Raw genomic sequence first — 19067 nt, 5'->3', positions numbered from 1 at the left:
GTTTTTTCATCACCTTGAACCCCGCCCAGTGCGGGGTCTTTTTTTATCCGCCATGACATCCAGCCGGCGGGCGCGTGCCATTTTGGCCTGCCCGCGCCCCGAATTGGGTAAATTCAGGTTGAGACAGGGCGCGTAATGAGGGATCATAACCGGCTTGACGGCGGGGGTATGAGGGTGCCAGCCGGCACAACTTCCGCCAGTGACGCATTTTTGAGGTGAGCCATGAGTCAGGCGAACAGCCCAACTAACTTTATTCGTCAGATCATTGATGAAGATCTGGCCAGCGGTAAGCACAAGAGCGTGCATACCCGTTTTCCGCCCGAGCCGAACGGTTATCTCCATATCGGCCACGCCAAGTCCATCTGCCTGAACTTCGGCATCGCCCGTGATTATCAGGGTCAGTGCAACCTGCGTTTCGATGACACCAACCCGGTGAAAGAAGACATCGAATACGTGGAGTCCATCAAGCAGGACGTGCAGTGGCTCGGCTTCCAGTGGAACGGCGAGATCTGCTACTCCTCCGACTATTTCGACAAGCTGCACGGCTACGCCATCGAGCTTATCGAAAAGGGTCTGGCCTATGTGGACGAGTTGTCTGCCGAGCAGATGCGCGAATACCGCGGCACCCTGACCGAAGCCGGCAAGAACAGCCCGTTCCGCGATCGCAGCGTGGAAGAGAACCTGGCGCTGTTTGCCAAGATGAAGAACGGCGAGTTCGCCGAAGGCAGCGCCTGCCTGCGCGCCAAGATCGACATGGCGTCCCCCTTCATGGTGATGCGCGATCCGGTCATCTATCGCATCAAGTTTGCCCACCACCACCAGACAGGTGACAAGTGGTGCATCTACCCGATGTACGACTTCACCCACTGCATCTCGGACGCGCTGGAAGGGATCACCCACTCCATCTGTACCCTGGAATTCCAGGACAACCGTCGTCTGTATGACTGGGTGCTGGACAACATCACCATCGACTGCCACCCGCGTCAGTACGAGTTCTCTCGTCTGAACCTCGAATACACCGTCATGTCCAAGCGCAAGCTGAACCTGCTGGTGACCGAGAAGCACGTGGATGGCTGGGACGATCCGCGCATGCTGACCGTCTCAGGCCTGCGTCGCCGTGGCTACACCTCTGCCTCCATCCGCGAGTTCTGCAAGCGCATCGGCGTGACCAAGCAGGACAACATAGTCGAGATGAGCATGCTGGAGGCCTGCATCCGTGACGATCTCAACGAGAATGCACCGCGCGCCATGGCCGTGCTGCATCCGGTGAAGGTGGTCATCGAGAACCTGGCGGCCGACGAGGTGCTGACTGCACCGGCGCACCCGAACAACGCCGAGATGGGCACCCGCGAGTTGAACTTTACCCGCGAGATCTTCATCGACGAAGCGGACTTCAAAGAAGAAGCGAACAAACAGTTCAAGCGGCTGGTGCTGGGCAAGGAAGTGCGCCTGCGCAACGCCTATGTGATCAAGGCTGAGCGGGTCGAGAAGGATGCGGATGGCAAGGTGACTTGCATCTACTGCTCCTACGATCCCGAGACCCTGGGCAAGGATCCGGCCGATGGCCGCAAGGTGAAGGGCGTGATCCACTGGGTCTCCGCCACTCACTCCCTGCCGGCCGAGATCCGTCTCTATGACCGTCTGTTCAAGATGCCGAACCCGGGTGCCGAGGCTGACTTCGAGGCGGCGCTCAACCCGGACTCCCTGGTGATCATCGAAGGCGCCCGCGTGGAAGCCTCCCTGCAGAACGCCAAGCCGGAGTTTGCCTACCAGTTCGAGCGTGAAGGCTACTTCTGCGCCGACAACAAGCTCTCCAGCGCCGAGCACCTGGTGTTCAACCGCACCGTGGCCCTGCGTGACGTCTGGGGCAAGGCCGAGGTCTGACAAGCAGAGGGCAGGGGAGACCCTGTCCCTTCTTGTCCGGATTGCGGACACAAAAAAAGCCAGCGCTATGCTGGCTTTTTTATTGACCGGTGCAAGCCGTTATCAATCGTCGTGCTTGCAGTCGCCGTTGGCGCAGTGGCCGTACAGATAGAGGCTGTGATTGGTCAGGCGAATGTTGTGCAGCTTGGCGATGTCGCGCTGACGCTGCTCGATCACCTCGTCGGAGAACTCGATCACCTTGCCACAATCGAGGCAGACCAGGTGGTCGTGGTGTTCCTGGGTGGCCAGCTCGAACACCGACTTGCCCCCTTCGAAGTGGTGACGGGTAACAATACCGGCATCATCAAACTGGTTGAGAACGCGATATACGGTAGCGAGACCAATCTCTTCACCCTGGTCGATCAGTCGTTTGTACAGATCTTCCGCACTGGTGTGCTGGCAATCCGGCTGTTGCAGGATTTCCAGGATTTTGACGCGGGGCAAGGTGATCTTGAGCCCGGCCTTTTTTAACGCTTGGTTGTTGTCTGCCATATTCTACTTATTCGCATTCTCGAAGGTGTGGTTATTCTGATTGACTGCCGCTGGAATGGCAACCACGAACTCGCTTGGCCTGTCATTATAGGTCGTAGCTTACCTAAAAATAAACCCAGTAATTCAAGGGCTTTAGCGCAAAGTCCGCCATCTGGCCGAATTGGTGAAATCGCGGCACCGGCTTGCTCGCCCGTCGAATGTTGATAAGATGTAACCTTCTTCATTGTCTGGTCGGATGAGATCCATGGATTGGCTTTTTGACAACGCGGCCTGGGTGCGCCGCGCCCTCAACGCCTGGCCCCCCTTCTGGGGCGCAGGCATCAAGATAGAGGCGCTGAGCGATGATTTTCGCTACTGCCGGGTGACGCTCAAGTCCCGCTGGTGGAACAAGAACGCCAACCGTACCCAGTTTGGCGGCAGCATGTTTGCTATGACGGACCCCATTTATCCGCTGATGCTGATGGGCTATTTCAAGAACCGCTATTACGTCTGGGACAAGGCGGGCAGCATCAACTACATCAAGCCGGGCAAGGGCAAGCTGGTGGCCGAATTCAACCTGACCGACGGCAAGCTGGCCGAGATAGCGGCGGCGACCGAGGGGGGCAACAAGCACTTCCCCGAGTTCGAGGTAACGGTGCAGGACAAGGGCGGCGAGCTGGTGGCCCAGGTCAAACGCACCCTCTATGTGCGCGCCAAACCCGAGCACAGGGGCGGCTAGCAAGGGCATGTTGCAGAAACAACAAGGGCCCCGATGGGGCCCTTGTTGTCAGAGGTGGCTGGCTTGCCGGATCACTCCAGCTCGGCCAGGCACATCTCTTCATGCAGCTGCTTGCACCAGCCCTTGACGCGCTCGGCGGTCAGCTCCGGCTGGCGATCTTCGTCGATACCCAGACCGACGAAGTGCTTGTCATCCACCACAGCCTTGGAGGCTTCAAACTCGTAACCTGCGGTTGGCCAGTTGCCGATGATGATGGCGCCTTTGGCTTCGACTATGTCACGCAGTGTGCCCATGGCGTCGAGGAAGTACTCGGCATAGTCTTCCTGATCGCCGCATCCGAAGATGGCGACCAGTTTGTTGGTGAAGTCGATCTCTTCCAGCTCGGGGAAAAAGTCATCCCAATCGGCTTGGGCTTCGCCGTAGTACCAAGTCGGGATACCGAACATCAGCAGATCGAAGCTGTCGATGTCGGCCTTGCTGCTCTTGGCAATGTCACGGACTTCAATCAGTTGTTTGCCCAGTTCTTTCTGGATCATCTTGGCGACAGCTTCGGTATTACCGGTATCGCTGCCGAAAAACAGACCTACACTAGCCATAGTGTTTAGTTACCCGTATCTGGTGTTAATGCTTAACGGTCAGATTGCGATGCCTACTGCGAAAGCAGACTCAATCTGTTGCTTCAGGATAGATTGGATCAGCTCGGCTCGGCTGACGTTCTGTTGTAACGCAAGTTGGTTCAGGCGCTCCAGCAACTCGGCCTCCACCTTTAACTCAACCCGTTTCAGGCCATTCTCTCGATCGCGCTTAAGCTGGTTGCGCTTGTTGATCTTGAGCTGGGTCTCACGGGGGAGTGGATTGGTCTTTGGCCTGCCGGGGCGCTTCTCATTTGCGAACAGATCCAGTGTTGTTCGATCAGTTTGCTGTTTGGCCATACATCACAGATGAAAATAAGTTAGCCGATCCCTGAGCCTTCCCAGCCCAATTCGATCAGCCCCTTGGCGACAAAACCCGCGCAACCGAGAAAGAGAACCAACCAGACGATGAGTCGGCCGAAACGGGGCACATTACCGCGTTTGAGCACGTCGTGAATGGCCAGGCCAATCAATATGAAAATGGCCAGAAAGAACAACTTCAGGCCCAGACTCTCGATAAGATCGATATGTTCACTCAGCATGGATTGCGCACACTCCTTATGACGGGCGCACTATATCACAAAGGATTTGAAACTGTTAACCGCCTGTCGACAGGAAATCCACAACCAATTTGTTGAACAAAACCGGCTTTTCGGCGTGCAGCCAGTGGCCGGTTCCGGCGATGACCCGGGCCTTTGCCGCCGGGAATTGCGCCATCACAGTCTCGGTATGCTGGGGCTGCATGTAGTCAGAATCCCCCCCCTTGATGAAGAGTGCGGGCCCCTCGAAGCGGCTCTGGTCGTCGGGCCAGCCCATGATGTTGGCGTAGTTGCGCTCCAGCGCCGGCACGTTGAAGCGCCAGCCCCAACCTGACTCCCCCTTGGCGAAAGACTTGAGCAGGAACTGGCGCACGCCGGGGATCTCGACGTATTGGGCCAGCAGGGCTTCCGCCTCGCTGCGGCTCTGCACCGGCTGGCGCAGGGTGGCGTTGAGGCCGGCAAACACATTCTGATGGCGGGCATGGGGATAGGCGACCGGCGCTATGTCGGCCACCACCAGCTTGCCGATCCGGGCGGGGGCCTGCTTGGCCAGCTGCATGGCGACCTTGCCGCCCATGGAGTGACCGACCAGGGCCACCTGATCCAGCGCCAGGGCATCGAGCAGGGCGAGCACGTCGGCGGCTTGCTGGGGATAGCTCATCTCGCCTGAGTGGAAGGAGGCGCCATGGTTGCGCAGATCCACGCTGATGACGCGATAGTGCTCGCCGAGTGCGCGGGCCAGCAGCCCCAGATTGTCCAGGCTGCCGAACAGACCGTGGATCAGCACGACAGCCTGGCCCTGGCCCTGTTCCTTGAAGTTCAATAATGAGTTTTGTTGCAAAATGACACCTTGCCGGTCGTGGGCTTTTTCGCCTGTTTTTTAACACACTGAAAGAAAAGGATTTCATTCCCTGGGAGGCATTTTTTTGTGGTTTTTTTTCAAAAAAATGGCCCCGTATGCGCTATCAGTGCGGAGGATCACACACTTGGCCCGCCATTATGCCGTATTCTCGATGAGATTCATGCACATCTGCCAGCCCTTGGCTTGGGCTGCCGGGTTTGCCTATGTATAATCGCCGCATCCGAATTTCGACGAGTCCAGCGCATCCCTATGAAAACCATCGAGCTTGATGACGATCTCTACTTCTATATCGCCAGCCAGACCCGGCACATTGGTGAGAGTGCCTCCGATATCCTGCGCCGTCTGCTGGAACACCCCACGCACATCGCAGTGCCGCCGGCCGAGCCGGTCGTCATTGCCCAGCCGCGCGTCGTCGCCGACCCCATAGGGCTGCAGGCCCTGCTCGACTCGGGTGAGCTGCAAAAAGAAGAGAAGTCCATCAACCGCTTCATGCAGGTGCTCAGTACCCTCTATCGGGATGACCCGGTCGGGTTTACCCAGGCCACCGAAATCAAGGGGCGCAAGCGCGTCTATTTCTCGCAGGATCCCGAGGCACTGCGTGCCAGCGGCAGCACCACCAAGCCCAAGCCGGTGCCACAGACCCCGTTCTGGGTGATCACCAATACCAATACCAGTCGCAAGCAGAACATGGTGGCCCAGCTGATGGCCAGCATGGGCTATGGCGAAGAGGTGATCGCGCAGGTGTGCAGCGCAATTTAACGCTTCATCAGACTCAGGCCTTGCCGGGCAAGGCCGCCATCAAGCAAGGACAACGCCATGGCACAGCATTCCCACGCCGGTCAGCCGGCCCGTTTAAGTGACCTGACCAACATTCCCCGTCTGGTCAGCGCCTACTACCTCAACAAGCCGGACATGAGCCGCCCCGAGCAGCGGGTAGCCTTCGGCACCTCCGGCCACCGTGGCAGCGCCCTGCACAACGCCTTCACCGAATCCCACATCCTGGCGGTGACCCAGGCACTGGTGGAATATCGCCAGCAGGCCGGCATCCAGGGCCCGCTGTTTGTCGGCATGGACACCCACGCCCTGTCCGAATCCGCCTTTGCCAGCGCGGTGGAAGTACTGGCCGCCAACGGGGTCGAGACGCGCATTCAGGCAGGCCTCGGCTTCACGCCGACCCCGGTCATCTCTCACGCCATCCTGCGCCACAACGCTGGCAAGGAAGGGGCTGGCAAGCCGGCGGCGCTGGCGGACGGCGTGGTGATCACCCCGTCCCACAACCCGCCGGAAGATGGCGGCTTCAAATACAACCCGCCCCACGGCGGTCCCGCTGAAGGGGAGATCACCAAGTGGGTGGAAGACCGCGCCAACGCCATTCTGGAAGCCGGCCTGGCCGGGGTGAAACGGATGCCGTTTGCCGATGCGCTCAAGAGCCCGTTCGTGGTTGAGCACGACTACGTCACCCCCTATGTGGATGACCTGAAAAACGTGCTGGATCTGGACGCCATCAAGAAAGCGGGTATCAAGATAGGTGTGGATCCGCTGGGTGGCTCAGGTGTCGCCTATTGGGACGTGATCGCCAAGACCTATGGTCTGAACATAGAGGTGGTGAACTACAAGGTCGACCCTACCTTCTCCTTCATGACCCTGGACAAGGACGGCAAGATCCGGATGGACTGCTCCAGTCCGTTCGCCATGGCGAGCCTGATCGCGCTCAAAGACAAGTTCGACATCGCCCTTGGCAACGACCCTGACTACGACCGTCACGGCATAGTCACCAAGGCGGGGCTGATGAACCCTAACCACTATCTGGCGGTGGCGATCCAGTATCTGTTTACCCACAGAACCGGCTGGTCGAAAGAGTCTGCGGTCGGCAAGACCCTGGTCTCTTCCTCCATGATCGACCGGGTCGCCGGCGAGATTGGCCGCACCCTGAAAGAGGTGCCGGTCGGCTTCAAGTGGTTCGTGGATGGTCTCTACAGCGGCGAGTTCGGCTTTGGTGGCGAGGAGAGCGCTGGCGCCTCCTTCCTGCGCAAGGACGGCACCGTCTGGACCACCGACAAGGATGGTTTCATTCTGGCGCTGCTGGCCGCCGAGATCCTGGCCGTGACCGGCAAGGATCCCCAGGCCCACTACGACGCGCTGGAAGCCAAGTTCGGTCGCTCCAGCTATCGCCGCATCGACGCCCCGGCCAACAGTGCCCAGAAAGCCGTGCTCTCCAAGCTGGACCCGGCGCTGGTTGAAGCCTCTACCCTGGCAGGTGAGCCCATCATCGCCAAGCTGACCCGGGCGCCGGGCAATGACGCCGCCATCGGCGGTCTCAAGGTGGTGACCGAAAACGGCTGGTTTGCGGCGCGCCCCTCCGGCACCGAGTCCATCTACAAGATCTACATGGAGAGCTTCAAGGGCGAGGCACACCTGGACCTCATACAGCAGGAAGCCCAGCAGATCGTCTCCGCTGCGCTGGCCAAAGCGGGCGTCTGAGTCAGCATCAAGCCACTGTAAAGCTAAATAAAAACTGACTCAAAACCAAAAGAGGAGCCGCAATGGCTCCTCTTTTTTATTCCTCTCGGCCGAGGCGGTCTGGCACTCACGCCTGGTCGCACTGGCCCGTGCTTGCCCTGCGGGCCTGCCAGCGCTTGAAGAAGGGCCGCGCCGGCAGCTTCATCAGGAAGAGGGAGAGCAGGATCACCCCTATGCCGAGCCACTGGCGGCCATCCAGGGTTTCACCCACCATCAGCACGCCGCAGGAGACTGCCACCATGGGATTGGTGAGGGCCAGCATGCCCATCACTTCCGGGCCGTGGCGCTTGAGCCCCCACAGCCAGGCCCAGTAGGCCAGTGCCGTGTTGAGCAGAATAAGCCAGATCAGCCCTGGCGCACTCGCCGAATGGGGCAGCGGCATGGGGCCGGCCAGCCACCAGGCGAGCGGGATCAGCATCAGGCCGCCGAGCAGCAATTGCCAGGCGGTCAGCGCCAGCAGATCGCTCACCGGCCAGCGCTGCATCCAGCGGCTGGATTGGCCGATGAGCAGGGTGGCCAGCAGGGCGCAGGTCACGCCTACGGGATCCAGATTGGCGGAGGGATTGAGCAGCAGCAAGACCCCGGCCAGCCCCATCAACCCCAGCAGCAGCCACTTCAGGCTGGGCCGCGTGCCATCCTGCAGCCAGGCCAGCAACATCAAGACCAGCGGCAGTGTGGCGCCGAGCGTGCCCGCCACGGCCCCCGGCAGCCGGAAGGCAGCGACGAACAGCAGGGCGAAGAAGGCGGCTATGTTGCAAAACGCCAGCAGGAATTGCTTGCCCCATGGCAGGGGCGGCAGGCACGGGTGCAGCAACAGCAGTAGCAGCCCGGCGGGCAAGGCGCGCCACACCGCCACCCAGTAGGGGGAGTAGTCGGTCAGATAGAGGCTGACGACGGCATAGGTGCTGCCCCACAGCAGGGGAGCCAGCAGGGCGATCAGCAGAGGCATGATTTATCTCTTTGTGAAGTATCTTTAAGTAAAGATAATCTAGTCCTGGATTGGTTTACTATCAAGTATCTCGATGAAAAGATAAGTGACCTGAGATGGACAGTGATCATGTAGACCTGCTGCTGGCCCAGTGGGCCCGGCAGAGACCGGATCTCGACTGCTCACCCATGGGGGTGCTGGGTCGGGTGGCGCGGATGGCGGCGATCGCCGGACGGGAGGTGAGCGACGAGCTCAAGGAGTGCGGCCTGCTCGGCAGCGACTTCGACATTCTGGCGACCCTGCGCCGGGCCGGCGAGCCGCTGACGCCGACCGTGCTCTATCAATCCGCCATGCTGAGCTCGGGGGCCATGACGGCCCGGCTCGACAAGCTGGCTGAGCGGGGACTGGTAGAGCGACAGGCGGCGCCAAGTGACAGACGCAGCCTGCTGGTCTGCCTGACGGAGTCGGGCAAGGCCTTGATCGACCGGGCGGTCGAGCTGCACGTGGCCAACGAGCGGCGTCTGCTGGCGTCGCTGACCCTGGCCGAGCAGGCCCAGCTGGCGGCCCTGCTCAAACGCTGGCTGCTGGAAAACGAATAAAAAAACGGGCCCGTGGGCCCGTTTGTGTTGTCGCCGGATCTCGGTTCAGTAACCGCCTCTGGCATCCTTCACCGCCAGCCCTAGCTGCCACACCGCCATGGCGTAGTGGGTGCTGTGGTTGTAGCGGGTGATGGCGTAGAAGTTGGGCAGACCGTACCAGTACTGGTAACCGGTGCCGACATCCAGGCGCAGCAGGCTCGACTCGTTGTGGTTGCCGAGGGTGCTGGTGGGGGTCAGCCCGGCGCGGCGCAGGGAGGCGACAGGGTAGCGGGTCTGGAAGCCGTGCTCATAGCCGGGCAGCTGGCCCTGACCACGCACCGCCACCGGCTGGCCCTTCTCCCAGCCGTGGGCCTTGAAGTAGTTGGCCACGCTGCCGATGGCATCCACAGGATCCCACAGGTTGGTGTGGCCGTTGCCGTTGAAGTCCACCGCGTAGCGCTGGAAGCTGGACGGCATGAACTGGCCGTAGCCCATGGCGCCGGCGTAGGAGCCCTTGGGTTCGGTGGGATCCATCCCCTCGTCCCGGGTCATCACCAGGAAGGATTCCAGCTCGCTGGTGAAGAACTCGGCCCGGCGCGGGTAGTCAAACGCCAGGGTCGCCAGTGCATCCAGGATGCGGGTCTTGCCCATCACCCGACCCCAGCGGGTCTCCACCCCTATGATGCCGACTATGATCTCCGGCGGCACCCCATATACCTGCTGGGCGCGGTTGAGCTCGCTCTCGTATTCGCGCCAGAAGCTGACGCCATTTTGCACGTTGTCCGGGGTGATGAACTTGGCGCGGTAGCGATTCCAGGCGCCGGTCGGGCCCGTGGGCTTGCTCGGCGTGGGGGCCTGGGCATCCATCAGCCGGATGATCCAGTCATAACGCTGTGCCTGTGCCAGCACACCGTGCAGCTCTGCGCCGTCAAACCCGTGCTTTTGCACCATGCGTTGCACGAACTGATCCACGTTGCTGCGATTGGCAAAATCCCCCTTGCTGACCCCCTGGCCGTAGACGGGGCGGCTAGGCGGCGTCTGGTTGATGAAGGCGCTGTTGGGCTGGTGTTTGACCACGGGTTTGGCAGCCGGCGTGCTGCTGCAGCCGTAGAGCAGGGGAAACAGGGAAAGCGTGAGCACGGAGACAAGGCGACGCATAAGGTTCTCATGAGCCTGAAAAAGAGTGCCGCCATGGTAAAACATTGTCATCCATGCGCAAGTGCTCAGTGCATCGCAGGGCCTGTTCATCACATCCTGTGCCCTTGCTGCCGCAGGGTGTGATAACCGCTCCAGAGCCGGGTCAGGGTGGTGATAAGGCAGAGCAGGGCAAAGCCGTAGGCGAGCGGTGCAAACGCCGCGGGCCAGAGGCACATCAGCACGAACAGGGCTATGGTCTCGCTCCCCTCGGTGAGCCCGCCCAGATAGTAGAGGGACTTGTGGTGGTAGACGGGGTTTTCGATCCCCCGCTTGCCCGCCATGATGGCGAAGGCCAGAAAGCTCGAGCCTGTGCCCATGAAGGCGAACAGCAGGGTAGCGGCGGGCAGCGCATTGGCGGGGGCGGCGAGGGCAAAGCCCAGCACCACGGCGGCGTAGAAAATAAAGTCCAGCGTGATGTCGAGAAAGCCGCCGCAGTCGGTGATCCCGGTTTCCCGCGCCACGGCGCCGTCCAGCCCGTCCAGCAAGCGGTTGAGCAGTATGACGACCAGCGCCAGCGGATAGAGGCCGAACGCCAGCAGCGGCAGCGCCAGCATGCCGATGGCAAAGCCGGTGAGGCTTATCTGGTTGGCGCTGATCCCGGCCCGGCACAGGGGCCTGGCCAGCCGGGTGAGGGGGCTGCGGATCAGGGGAATAAGGTGGCGATCAAACAAGGTCGGGGTCCTCGGTTGGCAGACAAAGAGAGGGTGTGAGATCGAGTATGGTGCCGGGGGCGTCCTCCTCGTCATGGGTCACCAGGATGGCAGGCATGCCTCTGGCCTTGAGCCGCTCGAACACCAGGGTTCTGAACGCGGCGCGCAGCGGTTTGTCGAGGCGCGAGAAGGGCTCGTCCAGCAGCAGGGCTTGCGGCTCGGCCAGCAGGGCCCGCAGCAGGCTGACTCGCGCCTTCTGGCCGCCGGAGAGCGCCCCCGGCAACTTGTCGGCCTGATCCGCCAGCGCCACCTGCGCCAGTGCGGCCAACGCGGCTGCCCGTCTGGCCGCCAATCCCTTGAGGGTGGCGGGCATGCCGAACATCAGGTTCTCCGCCACCGTCAGGTGGGCAAACAGCAGATCATCCTGAAACAGCATACCGATGCGCCGCGCCTGGGGGGGCAGGGGGGTGAGCAGCTGCTCGTCGAGCCGTATCTCCCCCTCCAGCCGGATGGGGCCCCTGGGGGGCAAGACTCCTGCCAGCGCCGCCAGCAGCGAGCTCTTGCCGCAACCGCTTGGCCCCATCAGGGTCAGCACCTCGCCGGGGGCCACCTGCAGGGCGGGGAGCGACAGCAGCAGGTTTTCGTCGAGGTAGAGGCGAAGGGGCGTGGTGCTCAGCATCGGCAAGTTCTCATGTTCAGCGGGCGCCCTTGAGCGCCGGGTTGAGCCTGGCCGGCAGCCAGAGCGCCAGCAGATAGATAAAGAGCGGCAGCAGCAGTTGCAGCAGGCCGTAGAGGCCCGCCAGCCGCCGGTTGAGGCCGCTGCCGATGGCCACCGCCTCTGTGGTGATGGTGACCACTCTTCCTGCACCAAACAGCAGGGTCGGCAGATATTGGGCCAGGCTCACCGCCGCTCCCACCGCGAAGGCGAACAGCAGCGGACGGGCCAGCAGAGGTCCCTTCACCCGCCACCAGGTGCGCCAGGGGCCGGCCCCCAGTGTCAGCGCGGCTTGCACCAGGCGCGGGTCGAACTGGCGATAGGGGCCGTGCAGGCAAAGATAAACGTAGGGGAAGACAAACAGCAGCTGGCTCCAGAGCACCCAGCCCCAGCCGATGCCATTGCCTGTCCAGCGAAGGCTTAGCCAGTCGAGCCCGAGGCGGACGCCAAACAGCAGGCTGGCCTGGGGCAGCAAGAGCGGCAGACAGATGAGCCAGAGCGGCCAGGGGCGGCGTCCCTGCTGCGCCTCCAGGCTCAGCACCACCATGATCAGCGCCAGCAGCCCGCTTGCCAGCGCCAGCAGGGCGCTGTCAGTGAGCAGCGGCATCAGGCCCGGCAGCAGATCTTGCCAATGCTGGCCGCTCCACTGGCTCGGCCAGAGGTCGGGGAAGGACCAGCGCCGGGTCAGCGACCAGAGCAGCAGGGCTCCCAGCACCACCAGATTGACCGCGATCAGGACAAATACGCTGCCGCTGGCCAGGCCGGCGGCCAGCAGACCAGGCTCGGTCCGGCGGCCATCGAGCCAGGCGTGCTTGCCGATGCTCGTGTGGCCCCACTCCAGCAGCCGCAAACCGGCGAGCAGCAGCAGGCTGAGGGCGAGCAGCAAGAGGGCCCCGCTGGCGGTGGCGCCACGCCAGACGAGATCCGGATCCTGATACCAGAGCCACAACCTGACCGCCAGCGGGGCGGGGGCATCGGGCCCCAGCAGCTGGGCCAGATCCACCACGGCCACTCCGTAGGCGGCCACCGCATAGAGGGGCAGGCGCAGGGCGGGCCACAGCGCCGGCAGCAGCAGGCGCCACCAGATCTGCGGCGCACTGAAACCAAGGCTCGCCCCCAGCCATTGCTGGCGCGCCAGCTTGGCGGGCTCCAGTGTGGCCAGCGCCATCAGCAGCAGAAAGGGGGTTTCCTTGAGGATCAGGGCGAAGATCAGCCCAAGACCCAGCGGATCCTTGATGGTCTGCCAGTCGGGGGGAAACTCGAAACCTGTGAGCGCTGGCGAGACGAGGCGCAGCAGCCAGCCGGAGGGGGCGAGCAGAAAGGCCAAACCGATGGCGAAGGCGACGTGGGGCAGCGCCAGCAGGGGAGAGAGCAGGCGCTGCAGCAGCGAGAAGGCCCGGCTCTTTGCCCCCTGCGTGCCGCTGTGCGCCAGCAGCAGGGCGGTCAGCAGCAGGCTGCCCAGGGTCGAGGCGGCGCCAATCCAGAGGCTCAGGGTCGCCGAGTGCCAGAGCCCGGGCTGGGCCAGCAGCCGTTGAAGGTGCGGGGGGGCCACCCCTTCGGCCAGCAACAACCCCAGCCCCGCCAGCAAGGGGGCGGCCAGCAGGGCGGTGCAGCCGGCGCCAAACAAGGGGCGCCAGTGGGACTCAAGGTGACCGACCGGGCTCATCAGTGACCGTAACGCTCGGCCCAGGCCGCTTCGAGCCTGAGCTGCCAGCTGGGGTGGGGTTCAGGCTTAGCCTTGAAGCGCAGCGCAGGCGCCTGTTTGGCCGAGATCGGCAGGGCGCTGGCTTGCAGCACGCTGGGATCGCCCCAGAAGGCAGGCTCGGCCTTGCGGGCCTGGGCCACCGGGCTCAGCAGGAAGTTGGCCACCACCTTGGCGCCGGCCCGGGCCGTGGCGTTGAAGGGGATGGCGAGAAAGTGGCTGTTGGTCAGCGCCCCCTTCTCCATGGCGACCGCCACCACATTGGGTGGCAGGGTGCCGTTTTGCACCGCGCTCTGCGCTTCCTGGGGATTGAAGCTGATGGCCATGGCGAGCTCGCCATCATCGAGCAGTTGGCGGGTCTCGGCGGCGCTGGCGGGGAACAGCTTGCCTTTGCGCCAGAGCGCCGGATGCAGCTCATCGAGCCAGGCCCAGAGTGGCGCCGTGAGCCGGTCAAAGTCGGCGTCGGTCGCCTCCCGATAGAGGGGGGCGGGATCGGCCGTCAACTCCAGCAGGATCTGCTTGAGGAAGCTGGAACCATGAAACTGGGGCGGCTTGGGATAGGTGAAGCGACCGGGATGTTCCTTGACCCAGGTGAGCAGGGTTGCCGCCGAGGTGGGCGGGGTGGCCACCAGATCTCCATTGACCATGAAGTTGAGCTGGCCTATGCCCCAGGGGGCTTCCAGTCCTTCGACCGGCACAGTGAAGTCCTCACTCACCGGCAGCGTCTTGTCTACCTGCGCCATATTGGGCAGATCACCGGTAAAGGGGGCACCCAGCAGCCCCTGCTCCTTGAGCGCCTTGAAGTTCTCGCCGTTGACCCAGAGCAGATCGATGGGGCCGCCCGTGTCCTTGCCCGCCTGCTTGTTGGCAAGCAGCTGGCTGACGCTCTGGGCTATGTCATCCACCTTCACCTGCACCAGCTTGACCTGATACTGGCGCTCAAGCTCCTGGCCGGCCCACACCAGATAGGCGTTGATCTCCGGGCTGCCGCCCCAGGCGTTGAAGTAGACTGTCTGCCCCTTCGCCTGGGCCAGGGTTTGCTGCCAGTGGGCATCCTTGGCCTCGTTGGCACTGGCATGGGCAAAGAGGGCGCCGCCTGCCAGCAGGGGCAGGGCGCACAACAGGGATTTGAGCAAGGGCAGTGTCTTGATCATGTGAGTTACCTTGGGCAAAGGATCAGGCGCCGCGGCGCCAGCTATGATAACGGGCCAGCAGGGCCAGCACCCGGGTGGGCTGGTGGGCCCGCTTCCACTCACCGGCCAGGTACTTGTTCCCCTCCATCAGGGTGGGATAAGCGTGTATGGTGGCGAGGATCTTGCCAAGCCCCAGCCGGTGGCGCATGGCGAGCACAAATTCGGCGATCCGCTCGCCGGCGTGAGTGCCCACTATGGTGGCACCCAGGATCTGGTCCTTGCCGGGCACGGTCAGCACTTCGATAAATCCGTGGCGCTCCCCGTCGGCGATGGCGCGATCCAGCTCGGCCAGTTCGAAGCGGGTCGCCTCGAAGGGGATACCCTCGGCTTCGGCCTCCTTGCGGTTGAGGCCGACCCGGGCGATTTCCGGCGTGGTGTAGGTGGCCGCCGGGATCACCCTGTAGTCCGCCTTGAACCGCTTGAACTGGCCGAACAGGGCATTGACGGCGGCATACCAGGCCTGATGGGCGGCAACATGGGTGAACTGGTAGGGGCCGGCCACGTCCCCCACCGCCAAAATGCTGGGGTAGTTGGTGGCCAGAAAACCATCGACGGCCACAGTGCCGCGCGGCGCCAGTTCCACCCCCAGTGCCTCCAGCCCGAAGCCGCTCACATTGGCGACGCGGCCCAGCGCCAGCAGCAGTTGATCCCCCTCAATCACTCGCACGTCATCGCCCCGGCGCAGTTGCAGCCGAATGGGCAAGGCGCTTTGCGCTTCCGCCGATTGCGGCTGCGGGTCTGATGTCTGCTCCCCCTCTGGCAGATAGTCGACCCGCTCGGCGTGCCAGCCGGTGAGCACCCGCACGCCGTCGCGGGCCAGCTGATCCGTCAGCAGATCAGCCACCTCCCGCTCTTCGCGCGGCAGCAGCTGATCGGCCAGCTCCACCAGCGTGACCGGCACGCCGAGCAGGGCAAGGCTCTGGGCCAGCTCGCAGCCGATGGGGCCGCCGCCAAGCACCAGCAGCTGGCGCGGCGGGGTGCGCAGCTGCCAGACGGTGTCCGAGGTGAGATAAGGCACGTCGGCCAGTCCTGGCAGATCCGGCACCCAGGGTCTGGCGCCGGTGGCCAGCACTATATGGCGGCTGGCAAGGCGCCGGCCGTTCACCTCCAGCTCCCAGGGGGAGACAAGTGTTGCCTCCCCTGCGATGCACTCCACCCCCAGCGCCCGATAGCGTTCCATCGAGTCGTGCGGTTCGACTTCCTTTACCACCCTGGCGACCCGTTCCATCACGGCGGCAAAGTCGGCGCGGGCCTGGCTCGGACTGAAGCCCAGCTCGCTTGCCCTGCGCTGCTCGGCGGCAAAGCGGCTGCTTCGGATCAGCGCCTTGGAGGGGACGCAGCCGCTGTTGAGGCAATCGCCCCCCATCTTGTGTTTCTCGATCAGCGCCACCTTGGCCTTCACCGCCGCGGCGATATAGCTGGTGACCAGACCGCCGGCGCCGGCCCCGATCACCAGCAGGTTGTAGTCATAACTGGCGGGTTTTCGATAAGGGGCATGGAGGCGGCGCAGGGCAAGCTGTTGCATGGCGCGCCTGATCAAGAAGGGCATCAGCCCCAGCAGGGTCAGCGCCACCATCAGGCCGGGGGAGAGGATATTGCCCGTGCTGGTGAGGGTCGCAAGTTCGCTGCCCGCCAGCACGTAGACGAAGGTGCCGGGCAGCATGCCGAGCTGGCTCACCCAGTAGTAGGTACTGACTCTGATGGGGGTGAGCCCCATCAGCAGGTTGACCAGAAAGAAGGGGAAGAGGGGGATGAGGCGAAGGCTCAGCAGGTAGAAGGTGCCGTCCTTCTCCATCCCGGCCTGAAAGGTGGCCAGCTTGTCGCCAAAGCGGGCCCTGACCCAGTCGCGCAGCAGGAAGCGGGCGCTGAGAAAGGCCAGGGTTGCGCCCAGGGTGCTGGCAAAGGAGACCAGCAGCAGCCCCCAGCCGATCCCGAATATTGCGCTGCCGCCCAGGGTCAGCAGGCTGGCGCCGGGCAGGGAGAGGGCCGTGCTCAGCACATAGAGGACCACGAACATCAGGGCGGCGCTGACGAAATGGCTATCGACCAGGGCGGCCAGCTCGGCCTGGCGGGCCTGCAACTGGGCCAGGTTCAGGTAGCGGCCGAGATCGAATGCGAAGAAGGCGCCGATGAGGCACCCCATCACCAGCAGGAGCAGCAGGCGGGCCCGTGTCATCAGGCGTCCTTGCCGGGTTGCTGATCGGGGGCCGCGGCGGGGCGCTCGGGTTGCACCGGCAGCTGGCAGAAGCCCTGGGGGGCTATGTCGAGGGCCGCATTGAACTTGGCGGACATGTTCTGGAAGGCGATGAGGCCGGTCAGCTCCACCATGGCATCGTCGTCGAACCAGGGCTTGAGGCGCGCAGCCTGCGCGTCGCTCACCCCATCCAGGCCTGTCATGGCTTCTGTGTAGTCGAGCACCGCCTTTTCCCGTTCATCGAACAGGGGGCTGCCGCGCCAGTGTGCCAGCGCCTCCACCTTGGCGCTGGAGCCGGCCCGCTTGATGAGGGTCATGGCGTTGATGTCGACGCAGAAGCGGCACCAGTTGAGCTGGGAGACCCGCACCGTCACCAGGGAGCGCAGCACGGGATCGATGGGCGAGCGCTTGCGGTTGATGACGCCGTAGAGAGTGGCCACGGCGGCAAACAGCCGTGGCGAGCGGCCCCAGCATTTGCCCGGGATCAGCACCTGGCCGTAGTTGCGTTTCTGCAGCCAGAAAAAGGGGCGGATGAACCAGGCATATTCCCGATCTGGCTTGACCTCGACGCGCATTGATTACCTTCTATTGCTTCAAATTGGGTTTGTAGGCCTGACCGAGCCGCTCGTTGAGGCGAGTCAGAAACTCCTCTATCCGTGCCCGGTTGGTGCCCAGATCACTGCGCCCCTGGCGGGAGGCCGATCGCATGTCGATGCGGGTCTCTTTCGGGCCGGCAAAGACGCGCAGCGCCACGTCATCCTGAAAACCGAACCAGCCGGTGGTGGCCACCGCATCCAGGCCATCCTGGCTCGGTCGCACCTGCCAGCCCAGCTCCTCCATCAGCTCGTTCGCCTCGGTGATCACCTCGATCGGGGAGGCGCTGGTATAGAGAGGACCGGGTTTGCTCTCGAATGCTTTCAAGGGGGCCGCATTGATGGGCAGATCCTGCGCCGTTCTCAGCTCGGCGGCCCAGCGCAGGGGCGGCGGGTTATAGGGATCCGTGCTGATGTCGTTGAGCGGCGGCATGCGCAGTGCCTGCACCAGAAACAGCAGGGGCAGCAGCAGCGGGGTTATCCCCCACAGGCTCGGGACCTTGCGCCGGCTCCAGGGCAGGCGGACCAGCAACAGGAGCGATATCAGCGCACCGAGCAGACAGATGGCGAACCCCAGCCACCAGGGCCAGAGGTGAAGGCGGCTGCCGAGGGCGCCAGCGAGGGGCAGCAACCAGGCCAGCAGGGGCCACCACAAATAACTGGGCATAACGGGGATCCACTGGTTATGATGGACAAGTGCCCAGAAGGATAAACTTAATTGACTGATAACGTTAGTAAATTTATCTCAATCCTGCTGCTTTTCCCAAGCGCTTCGCTGTGGGCAGATACAGCAATGCTGGCGGCGGGGGACATGTGGCGCGCCGAGATCGTCTATGAGGCCGTACCCGGGGTGACGCGGGTCGAACCCGGCTATGTCATTCCCTTGCCCGAGGGGACCGCGCCTGCACAGGGGGCGGCGCGCCGCCAGGCGGTGCGCATCGATTACGATCCGGCCCTGGTGGGTTATGGGGATCTGCTCAATGTCTTCTGGCAGCTGGTGGATGGGCACGATGGTGGCGGGCAATATTGCAATCGCGGTCAGGAATTTGTCCCGGCCCTGCTGCCCAGGGATGACTATCAGTGGCGTCTGGCCCAGGTGAGCCTGACGCGCTGGCAGGCGCTGCATGGCCGCGCGAGCCGGGTATCGCTCTGGCCGGATAGCCGCTTCACGCCGGCACCCGAGATGGAGGACTGGGCGGCGCGCCATCCCTGGCGCTTCGGCTTCTATGCCCGCCGTTGCGGCGGCTGGCCGGTGACATTGACACCCGAGCCCTGAGCCATCAGTTGCGGTAGAGCACCTTGATGAGGTGAAAGCCGAACTTGGTGCGTATCGGGCCGAGCACTGTCAGCAGTTCGCCCTTGAACACGGCATCGTCAAACGGCTTGACCATGTCGCCCTTCGAAAACTCCCCCAGATCCCCCGAACGTTTGGACGAGGCACAGGTGGAAAAACGCTTGGCCATCTGACCAAAGTCGGCCCCCTTGGCAAGTTTCTCCTTGATCTCCAGACACTGCTTCTCTGTCTTGACCAGGATGTGCTGGGCACAGGCTTTCTTCATGATGTTGGCGCTCCTCGGCGGCGGGCAAATCGGGGCGCAAGATTACTCCAATTCCCGCCGCGCGTCAGCCGT

At 63.1% G+C, this 19067-nt stretch carries 21 protein-coding genes; 6 read left to right on the top strand and 15 right to left on the bottom strand.

The window, feature by feature from the left end; all coding sequences use genetic code 11:
- Nucleotides 1-222 precede the first annotated feature (222 nt).
- Nucleotides 223-1884, top strand: coding sequence for a glutamine--tRNA ligase (gene glnS, locus CK910_RS20325; RefSeq protein ID WP_098984504.1), 1662 nt, complete (start codon nt 223-225; stop codon nt 1882-1884).
- 102 nt (nt 1885-1986) lie between these two features.
- On the opposite strand, the gene fur is transcribed toward glnS, so the two are convergent.
- Nucleotides 1987-2415, bottom strand: coding sequence for a ferric iron uptake transcriptional regulator (fur, locus tag CK910_RS20320; protein WP_042036904.1), 429 nt, complete (start codon nt 2413-2415; stop codon nt 1987-1989).
- Between the two features lie 244 nt (nt 2416-2659).
- On the opposite strand from fur, the gene CK910_RS20315 reads away from it, so the two are divergent.
- Nucleotides 2660-3133 (top strand): DUF4442 domain-containing protein, encoded by a 474-nt coding sequence (locus CK910_RS20315; protein WP_172955377.1) that lies wholly within the window; start codon nt 2660-2662, stop codon nt 3131-3133.
- 71 nt (nt 3134-3204) lie between these two features.
- On the opposite strand, the gene fldA is transcribed toward CK910_RS20315, so the two are convergent.
- Genes fldA through CK910_RS20295 form a run of 4 tightly spaced genes read right to left on the bottom strand, consistent with a single transcriptional unit; the run spans nt 3205 to nt 5127 of the window.
- A complete protein-coding gene (fldA, locus tag CK910_RS20310; protein ID WP_017412672.1) occupies nt 3205-3729 on the bottom strand; it encodes a flavodoxin FldA in 525 nt (174 codons plus the stop codon).
- A 39-nt stretch (nt 3730-3768) separates the two neighbouring features.
- Nucleotides 3769-4065, bottom strand: coding sequence for a LexA regulated protein (gene ybfE, locus CK910_RS20305; protein ID WP_098984502.1), 297 nt, complete (start codon nt 4063-4065; stop codon nt 3769-3771).
- 20 nt (nt 4066-4085) lie between these two features.
- The gene (locus CK910_RS20300; RefSeq protein ID WP_042036907.1) at nt 4086-4307 is read right to left on the bottom strand and encodes a DUF2788 domain-containing protein; all 222 of its coding nucleotides are present in this window, start codon (nt 4305-4307) and stop codon (nt 4086-4088) included.
- Nucleotides 4308-4362: 55 nt separating this feature from the next.
- Entirely contained in the window at nt 4363-5127 is a 765-nt protein-coding gene (locus CK910_RS20295; protein WP_098984501.1) for an alpha/beta fold hydrolase, read from the bottom strand.
- Nucleotides 5128-5415: 288 nt separating this feature from the next.
- On the opposite strand from CK910_RS20295, the gene seqA reads away from it, so the two are divergent.
- Both seqA and pgm read left to right on the top strand, forming a co-directional pair.
- On the top strand, nt 5416-5925 hold the full coding sequence (gene seqA, locus CK910_RS20290) for a replication initiation negative regulator SeqA (RefSeq protein WP_172955376.1): 510 nt from the start codon (nt 5416-5418) through the stop codon (nt 5923-5925).
- Nucleotides 5926-5982: 57 nt separating this feature from the next.
- Nucleotides 5983-7647 (top strand): phosphoglucomutase (alpha-D-glucose-1,6-bisphosphate-dependent), encoded by a 1665-nt coding sequence (gene pgm, locus CK910_RS20285; RefSeq protein WP_098984499.1) that lies wholly within the window; start codon nt 5983-5985, stop codon nt 7645-7647.
- Between the two features lie 106 nt (nt 7648-7753).
- On the opposite strand, the gene CK910_RS20280 is transcribed toward pgm, so the two are convergent.
- Nucleotides 7754-8635 (bottom strand): DMT family transporter, encoded by an 882-nt coding sequence (locus CK910_RS20280; protein WP_098984498.1) that lies wholly within the window; start codon nt 8633-8635, stop codon nt 7754-7756.
- A gap of 95 nt (nt 8636-8730) precedes the next feature.
- Between CK910_RS20280 and CK910_RS20275 the strand changes: the two genes are divergently transcribed.
- Nucleotides 8731-9213 carry a MarR family winged helix-turn-helix transcriptional regulator gene (locus tag CK910_RS20275; protein ID WP_098984497.1) on the top strand — a complete coding sequence of 161 codons (483 nt, stop codon included), beginning with the start codon at nt 8731-8733 and terminating at the stop codon, nt 9211-9213.
- Between the two features lie 45 nt (nt 9214-9258).
- On the opposite strand, the gene mltB is transcribed toward CK910_RS20275, so the two are convergent.
- The 8 genes from mltB to CK910_RS20235 all read right to left on the bottom strand — a co-directional run bounded on the left by mltB (nt 9259) and on the right by CK910_RS20235 (nt 18103).
- Nucleotides 9259-10350: a lytic murein transglycosylase B gene (gene mltB, locus CK910_RS20270; RefSeq protein ID WP_098984496.1), complete on the bottom strand. Its 1092-nt coding sequence runs from the start codon at nt 10348-10350 to the stop codon at nt 9259-9261.
- Nucleotides 10351-10439: 89 nt separating this feature from the next.
- Nucleotides 10440-11060 carry a CDP-alcohol phosphatidyltransferase family protein gene (locus tag CK910_RS20265; protein WP_098984495.1) on the bottom strand — a complete coding sequence of 207 codons (621 nt, stop codon included), beginning with the start codon at nt 11058-11060 and terminating at the stop codon, nt 10440-10442.
- Entirely contained in the window at nt 11053-11718 is a 666-nt protein-coding gene (locus CK910_RS20260) for an ATP-binding cassette domain-containing protein (RefSeq protein WP_098984494.1), read from the bottom strand. The genes CK910_RS20265 and CK910_RS20260 overlap by 8 nt, the downstream gene beginning before the upstream one ends.
- A 16-nt stretch (nt 11719-11734) precedes the next feature.
- Complete coding sequence (locus CK910_RS20255; protein WP_098984493.1) at nt 11735-13420, bottom strand: ABC transporter permease; 1686 nt, start codon at nt 13418-13420, stop codon at nt 11735-11737.
- Complete coding sequence (locus CK910_RS20250) at nt 13420-14610, bottom strand: ABC transporter substrate-binding protein (RefSeq protein ID WP_098984492.1); 1191 nt, start codon at nt 14608-14610, stop codon at nt 13420-13422. Before CK910_RS20250 ends, CK910_RS20255 begins: the two co-directional genes overlap by 1 nt.
- Before the next feature lie 22 nt (nt 14611-14632).
- Nucleotides 14633-16825 carry an FAD-dependent oxidoreductase gene (locus CK910_RS20245; protein ID WP_098984491.1) on the bottom strand — a complete coding sequence of 731 codons (2193 nt, stop codon included), beginning with the start codon at nt 16823-16825 and terminating at the stop codon, nt 14633-14635.
- Nucleotides 16825-17418: a carboxymuconolactone decarboxylase family protein gene (locus CK910_RS20240; RefSeq protein WP_098984490.1), complete on the bottom strand. Its 594-nt coding sequence runs from the start codon at nt 17416-17418 to the stop codon at nt 16825-16827. Before CK910_RS20240 ends, CK910_RS20245 begins: the two co-directional genes overlap by 1 nt.
- A gap of 10 nt (nt 17419-17428) precedes the next feature.
- Nucleotides 17429-18103 (bottom strand): DUF1499 domain-containing protein, encoded by a 675-nt coding sequence (locus CK910_RS20235; RefSeq protein WP_098984489.1) that lies wholly within the window; start codon nt 18101-18103, stop codon nt 17429-17431.
- A 51-nt stretch (nt 18104-18154) separates the two neighbouring features.
- Between CK910_RS20235 and CK910_RS20230 the strand changes: the two genes are divergently transcribed.
- A complete protein-coding gene (locus CK910_RS20230) occupies nt 18155-18712 on the top strand; it encodes a peptide-methionine (S)-S-oxide reductase (protein WP_098984488.1) in 558 nt (185 codons plus the stop codon).
- Between the two features lie 4 nt (nt 18713-18716).
- Here CK910_RS20230 and CK910_RS20225 read toward each other — a convergent pair whose 3' ends face one another.
- On the bottom strand, nt 18717-18995 hold the full coding sequence (locus tag CK910_RS20225; RefSeq protein WP_043138524.1) for a peptidylprolyl isomerase: 279 nt from the start codon (nt 18993-18995) through the stop codon (nt 18717-18719).
- Nucleotides 18996-19067 lie beyond the last annotated feature (72 nt).

The organism is Aeromonas sp. CA23 (genome assembly GCF_002587065.1).
Lineage (GTDB): Bacteria > Pseudomonadota > Gammaproteobacteria > Enterobacterales > Aeromonadaceae > Aeromonas > Aeromonas bestiarum.
Note: the sequence above shows the minus strand (reverse complement) of the source record. Positions and strands in the feature narration are given on the sequence as shown.